Source organism: Cuspidothrix issatschenkoi CHARLIE-1 (assembly GCF_002934005.1).
In the GTDB taxonomy this organism is placed as follows: Bacteria; Cyanobacteriota; Cyanobacteriia; order Cyanobacteriales; family Nostocaceae; genus Cuspidothrix; species Cuspidothrix issatschenkoi.
Genome location: NZ_PGEM01000214.1, coordinates 1 through 6268 on the forward strand (window position 1 = coordinate 1; position 6268 = coordinate 6268).

Annotated in this window: 6 protein-coding genes and 1 pseudogene; 3 read left to right on the forward strand and 4 right to left on the reverse strand. The window is 37.9% G+C overall.

Features of this window, described 5'->3' with window-relative positions:
- Both CUN59_RS20390 and CUN59_RS20395 read right to left on the reverse strand, forming a co-directional pair.
- Window positions 1–547 (reverse strand): FeoB small GTPase domain-containing protein (locus CUN59_RS20390; protein WP_207765457.1); only part of this gene is annotated, 547 nt, incomplete at its 3' end.
- The gene (locus CUN59_RS20395) at window positions 544–789 is read right to left on the reverse strand and encodes a FeoA family protein (RefSeq protein WP_096662871.1); all 246 of its coding nucleotides are present in this window, start codon (window positions 787–789) and stop codon (window positions 544–546) included. The genes CUN59_RS20395 and CUN59_RS20390, both read right to left, overlap by 4 nt.
- 309 nt (window positions 790–1098) lie before the next feature.
- Here CUN59_RS20395 and CUN59_RS20400 point away from each other — a divergent pair, with 309 nt between their 5' ends.
- From CUN59_RS20400 to CUN59_RS20410, 3 genes and pseudogenes are all read left to right on the forward strand, one after another.
- Window positions 1099–2541 (forward strand): cytochrome ubiquinol oxidase subunit I, encoded by a 1443-nt coding sequence (locus CUN59_RS20400; RefSeq protein WP_096662868.1) that lies wholly within the window; start codon window positions 1099–1101, stop codon window positions 2539–2541.
- 10 nt (window positions 2542–2551) lie between these two features.
- Window positions 2552–3565 carry a cytochrome d ubiquinol oxidase subunit II gene (gene cydB / locus CUN59_RS20405; protein WP_096662865.1) on the forward strand — a complete coding sequence of 338 codons (1014 nt, stop codon included), beginning with the start codon at window positions 2552–2554 and terminating at the stop codon, window positions 3563–3565.
- Between the two features lie 151 nt (window positions 3566–3716).
- Window positions 3717–3878 (forward strand): annotated as a pseudogene (locus tag CUN59_RS20410) (orotate phosphoribosyltransferase); the annotation flags it as partial.
- Window positions 3879–4553: 675 nt separating this feature from the next.
- Here the strand turns inward: CUN59_RS20410 and CUN59_RS20415 are convergent.
- Together CUN59_RS20415 and CUN59_RS20420 are read right to left on the reverse strand one after the other, a co-directional pair.
- Window positions 4554–4937 (reverse strand): hypothetical protein, encoded by a 384-nt coding sequence (locus tag CUN59_RS20415; protein WP_104389540.1) that lies wholly within the window; start codon window positions 4935–4937, stop codon window positions 4554–4556.
- Window positions 4934–5527: a ParA family protein gene (locus CUN59_RS20420; protein WP_104389541.1), complete on the reverse strand. Its 594-nt coding sequence runs from the start codon at window positions 5525–5527 to the stop codon at window positions 4934–4936. The genes CUN59_RS20415 and CUN59_RS20420 overlap by 4 nt, the downstream gene beginning before the upstream one ends.
- Between the last annotated feature and the right edge of the window lie 741 nt (window positions 5528–6268).

Below are 6268 nucleotides of genomic sequence, written 5' to 3' on the forward strand. Positions count from 1 at the left end.
TAAGGGTGCGGAATGTGGGTTCTAAAGAACCTGCTGTGATTGCTTCTTCCTGTTGCTGGAGACTATGAGCGATCGCTTTTACTGCTTCATCATAACCATTACCATACTTAGCACTAATGGGCAATACTGGTATTCCCAGATGCTTGGCTATTTTATCAGGCTCAACTTTTACCCCAAATTTTGGGGCTTCATCTGCCATATTCAGTAATAATACTGCGGGAAGATGTAAATGTTTTATCTGTAAAGCTAGACTAATTTGGCGGTCAATTTGAGTAGCATTGAGAATTATTATTATTAAATGTACTGGTGTACTTTCCAGAAACCGCCGCACCACAGCCTCATCTTCCGAAAAACCCCGTAAATCGTAAATTCCCGGCAAATCTACTACCTCGGCTTCTTCCTCACCAAGTTTGATTTTTGCCATCATCAAATCTACTGTCATCCCTGGCCAGTTGCCGATACTAGCATTAGCGCCTGTAAAACGGTTAAAAAATGTGGATTTGCCAGTGTTTGGCATTCCTAAAACCGCAATCTGTTTGATAGTCATGCTTTTACACTCACATTTGTAACTTCTATTTCTCTAGCTTCCCGACAACGTAGCATCACTTCTGTTGTGCCAATGCGAACATGAAGTGGTCCAGAAAGCCATCCCCGACGTAGCATCACAACTTGTCTACCGGTGCGGAAACCCATTGCTAGAAGGCGTTGGTGTAATCCAGGTTCACTATGCAATTGGGAAATTGTGGCAATTTGACCAGGCTGTAACAAGCCGAGATGATTTTTTACCATTATTTAGAAATAATTCTCAGTTGTATTGAGAGTAATTATCAATATAATCTCATGTTTTTACAAAAATATTAAAATTATCTCAAAAGATTTATTCTGTACTGTTATATTTTAGGTTAGTTTTGATATGGGTATCTTTGCAGTTAATACCTTTGCATAGAACAAGTATAAAACGACCGATTGTCAAACCTTAAACGACCGATTGTCAAACATTTCAAAGCTTAAAACTTTTGGAAGTAATATAATGTAAACAAATATTAATGTGTATCCTGAATAGGTATTTAGCCCTTTTGCGTAACTCCCTTAAAGAGTATGGAAATTTTATCTAATACCGTCGCGTTATCACGGTTGCAATTTGCATTTACGGCGATTTTCCACATGATTTGGCCTGTTCTGACTACAGGTATGTCTATCTACTTAATTGTCGTCGAAGGACTCTGGTTAAAAACCAAAAACCCTACTTATTATCATCATGCTCGTTTTTGGTCAAAACTGTATTTACTAAACTTTGGAATTGGTGTTGCATCAGGTTTACCAATGGGTTTTCAGTTTGGGACTAACTGGGCCCCACTATCAGAAGCGGTAGGAGATTTCTTAGGTAGTATTCTGGGATTTGAAGGCTCAATGGCATTTATGTTAGAGGCTTCTTTTTTAGGAATTATGATGTTTGGTTGGGAGCGAGTTCCTCCCGTAATTCACTATTTAGCGACTATTCTTGTGGCTTTTGGTGCGAATCTTTCCACATTCTGGATTTTAGTTGCTAATTCATGGTTTCAAACTCCTAGTGGTGGACAAATGGTGAATGGTAAGTTTATTGTTGATGACTATTTTCAAGCAATTTTAAATCCTTTCATGGTGAATAGTGTTCTCCATATGTTCTTGGCAACGTTGGAGACTTCTTTATTTGTCATTGGGGGAATTAGTGCTTGGTATATTCTCAATAATCGCTATCAAGAATTTTTTAGCAAATCATTTAAAATAGTTTTAGCAATATCTATTTTTGTCGCTCCTGTACAAGTATTAATTGGTCATGCTAGTGGTGATCAAGTTTATCACTATCAACCAACTAAATTAGCAGCAATAGAAGCCCAATGGGAAACAATTCCCGCTGGAGAATCTGCAAATTGGAGTATATTAGCATCTCCTAATGGCAAAGCGGAAAAAAATGATTGGGAAATTTCTATTCCTAATGGTTTAAGTTACATTTTAGAACTCAAACCTAAACTTTCTGATCCTGTTTTGGGACTCAAAGAATGGAAACCAGAAAACCGTCCACCAATGATTCCTTTAATTTTCTATTCTTTCCGAATCATGGCGGGAATCGGATTTTTCTTAGTCGGATTAATGCTGTGGAGTATCCTTCAATGGCTTAGAGGTAAACTGAATGCCAATAATATCAATCAGCAAAAATGGTTGTTACGGGCTTGGATTTTAGCTGCACCTTTAGGCTATCTAGCAATTGAATCAGGCTGGATTGTGCGCTGTGTAGGAAGACAACCTTGGACAGTATATGGGCAAATTCGTACTACTGATGCAGCTTCTCATTTAGAACCAAGTGAAGTGTTATTTTCACTCTCAGTTATTGCCCTTCTTTACAGCGTTTTGTTTGTCTCAGCCATGTTTTTTGGTAGCCGCATTATTCGCAAAGGACCAGATTTAACTTTACCAATACCTGGAGGTGAGATCAAAACAGTAATTGCTACTGAATCTGTGAGTCATATTCCCGATAGTCGTCCTCTGGAAACGCCACAATAGGAACAATTCTATGGAAGCTTTATTGCGCTTTTTACCACAAGTTTGGTTTGTAATTCTAGGGCTTTTTCTGTTCCTATATGTGCTTTTAGATGGCTTTGATTTAGGCGTTGGTATCCTCTCTTTGACTTCTTCTGATGAAAAACGCCGTAGCCTATTAATGACCAGTTTAGGTAATGTTTGGGATGCTAATGAAACTTGGTTAGTTTTAATGGCTGGGGCATTATTTGGGGCTTTTCCTTTGGCTTATGGGACAATTCTCACTGCCCTTTATTTACCTTTGATGGTAATGGTTGTAGGGTTAATTCTGCGGGCTGTTGCCTTTGAATTTCGGGAACATTCTGATAATAAAAGTTTCTGGAATTTTGCCTTTGGAATTGGCAGTTTCATTGCTTCCTTATTTCAAGGATTTGCCTTGGGTGGTGTATTAGCAGGAATCAAAGTTGATGCTGCTGGGCATTTTATTGGTGGAATATGGGATTGGTTAAGTTGGCAATCATTATTAACAGCCTTGACACTTGTACAAGGTTATGTATTGATTGGTTCAACTTACCTAATTCTCAAAACAGAAGGGAAATTACAGGAAACTCATTTTAAAACTGCTAAATTAGCAGCTTGGACAACTTTAATTGGCGCAATTTTAATTACTATTACTACGCCAATTGTTTATGAAAATGCTAGAGCTAGGCTATTTCATCAACCAGAGGTTTATATTTTTGCCCTGATTCCTTTATTGGGTATGCTGTTGATTTGGTTGCTACTCAAAAGCTTAGATAAAAAAGAAGAAATTGCTTCATTTGTTTACACAGCATTAATATTTCTGCTGACATTTATAGGTTTGGGATTTATTGCCTTTCCTTTCATTATTCCCCCATCTATTACCATTTATCAAGCTGCTTCTTCTGCCACTTCAATGGTCTTTATGATTACGTTCATTGGGTTTTTGATTCCCATTATGTTGTTTTACAACATCTACAACTACTTTGTCTTTCGGGGTAAGGTAGTCATGAGTGAAGAGGGGGATTGACATTTTCAGAGAGAAAACCACACTCGTTGCTGCGGACAGAATTAAATTAATTTAATTCTCGCTACTTTTTGGGTAAATCTTAATTTATGCTTAATAAAGATAACTCTGTTGAGTTGCAATTTTGATTTAACACAACTTTTAATTGTTTGTAATGTCTTATTCCGCCGAAGTTTCTAGCAACCCAAACATTTGGGCAACTACCACTGATTTAACCACTCTCCGTCAAAAGTTACTAGATTTATTTTGCCGACTTGCGTATCAAGAAGGTGATTTTGTTCTTTCCTCTGGACAACAGAGTTCTTACTATATTAATTGTTGTGGCTCGCAATTATAAATGCTCCGGCTTGCAAACAAGACATTTTCCGGCTCACATTATTTGCAACTGAAATGTTGGTTCGGCTCAAATTATCTGCAATTAGGCTCAGATTATTTGCAACCAGTTTGCAATCATTACTCTCCGGTTCACATTATTTGCAAATAAGCTAGAAGTTATTAGCTGCAATAATTAGGGACAATGCGCTCCAACAGGTGCATTTTGCCAATCCAAAATTTCTGTTGCGAGTTTTAGTTGATCATTTGATAGAACTGGGGAGGTGAGATGTCCATTTTACCGTCAATTCTCTTTTAAGACTCGCAACGGAAAGAATATTCTGTGGCCAGTTTTCTGTTACGAGTTCAGTTGCAGTTAATGTGAGTCGAGATTTATGATTGCAAGCCCATTTGCATTTAATTTGAGTCTAGTTGCAATTAATATGAGCCGGAACACAATCTTAATTGCAATTAATGTGAGCCAGAAATTTTCTTGTTTGCGAGCCGGAGGGTTTATGATTGTAAGCCGCAACAGCTATGCCCCTATAATTTCCCCCCTGCGGGAAATAAAAAGGATTCAGGGGTTGTTTGCATAGGGGCATCCAGGAGTTTTGGGAGTATAGAAAATAGTACAAAATAATGACAGAAATTCAAGTCATGGGAATTAATCACGGTGTTTTTATTTAGAATTTCGCCTTGGCGTAAATTCGTCAATTAACAAATCTATATTTTCACCTTGTTGCCATTTCACCCAGACAGCCATAAGAAAATCTACCAATTCACTTTTATCAACCTCAATGCCACGTCTTTTTAGCTTTAGTAATTCTTCTTCTACATCTAAATCTGTGGTACGTTGTACGTAGTAAGTGCGCCCAATCCAACCATTGTCAGACCGTTTACCAGTTGCAGGTCTACCGCGTTTGTTCTTTTCTGGTTGTTGTATTGGTAGTGGTTCTGGTTGCTCTTTATCCTCCTTGGCGGATGGCACAGTAGATTGTTCAATTGTTGGCTGTGTTTCTTCCCGATTTTCAAATATTTTTTTAAAGGGGCTAGGTTTGTTCATCCCAGTATCTCCTTACCTATCTTTTGGTACTCTCCCCAGGCAATTTTACTGCTGCGGTCTTTAACTTGATAAACTGGTTTTCCTTCCAATGCGGCTTTTTCGTAGGCAGCAAATCTTCTAATCCCCTGCTTAAATAAGGGTATACCTTCTGCCTCTAATGCTTCCCGCGCTTGTTGTCCAGTTTGTCGGGGTGCTGGAGGAATGATTGTAAGTAATACGCGAAAGCGATCGCTTCCCAATGATTTTAGAGTGCTAACAGTTTGCAACAGGGCATCCATCGCTAAGGCATCAGGGGTGGTGGGCAAAATTAATAAATTGCACCCATCTGCTAGTGCTTCTAAATCTTCCTGGCTAGGTCGGGCTGCTGTGTCGATCACCACATGATCATAGTTACGGCTGTGCATGGAAGCCGATAATAAATCCACCACTTTAAATGGTAGAGTTCCCCGTTTTGCCCAACTGGTAGCACTGTGGTTGGGATCGCCATCAACTAACAGGGTACTGCCTTTTTGTGAAAGATAACAAGCAATATGGATGGCACTGTTTGTCTTAGCAACGCCACCCTTGAAACTGGCAAGGGTAATAATCACGTTTTCCACTCCGAAACCATTTTGTCTATTTTAATGAAATGGTGACAATTTGTATTTGTTTATTTGCAAATTTTTGTATTTTTGACAATTGTTATTTGCAGCAATTTAGATTTTCGCCAATTCAAAATTAGCTAAACCGTGCCGAAACGGAAATTTTTTACACTAAAAAAACTCAAAAACTTTCTCTATCAATAGTTTCATAAAATATGGGGTAAAGACAAGATTCGCGCAAAATTTAGCACGACGTAAAGTTTTGTAAAGTATTCATGTATTTTGTCTTTCAAACATTCAAACATTGCCTAGTTTGACTCATTTTAGGTAAATTCTGTATCTCGTTCAAGTGCATACCGCTATAGCTAAACTAAAACAGAATAATTGTCCTAATCAAAGTTCATTAGAAACTGCGGAAAATATTGTTAAACATAACAAAGCAGGAGTATGGAAATAAAAAACACCCCTACCTGAAACAGATAGAGGGTATGCTTAACATAACTTTACATCATGTCCCAAATTGCAGGTATACCGGCTGTATCCTTAAAAGTACCGCAAGAGCCGAGAATATTTTGTCAATATAAAATAAGCTCAAATTAATATTGAGAAACGTTTACTCAATATCAAATAATATAATATTAATATTGAAACAACTTTGAGTGAATATGGGGTATTGCAACGATTCAAGAAACATTCCGCCTATCGCTTGAAACAATTATCCAGAGGTAATTTCAGCGATTCTAAAATTAC

Coding starts and splice junctions, on each gene's coding strand:
- cydB (WP_096662865.1), top strand. CDS start 2,552: ATGGAAGCTTTATTGCGCTTTTTACCACAAGTTTGGTTTGTAATTCTA.
- CUN59_RS20400 (WP_096662868.1), top strand. CDS start 1,099: ATGGAAATTTTATCTAATACCGTCGCGTTATCACGGTTGCAATTTGCA.
- CUN59_RS20415 (WP_104389540.1), bottom strand. CDS start 4,937: ATGAACAAACCTAGCCCCTTTAAAAAAATATTTGAAAATCGGGAAGAA.
- CUN59_RS20395 (WP_096662871.1), bottom strand. CDS start 789: ATGGTAAAAAATCATCTCGGCTTGTTACAGCCTGGTCAAATTGCCACA.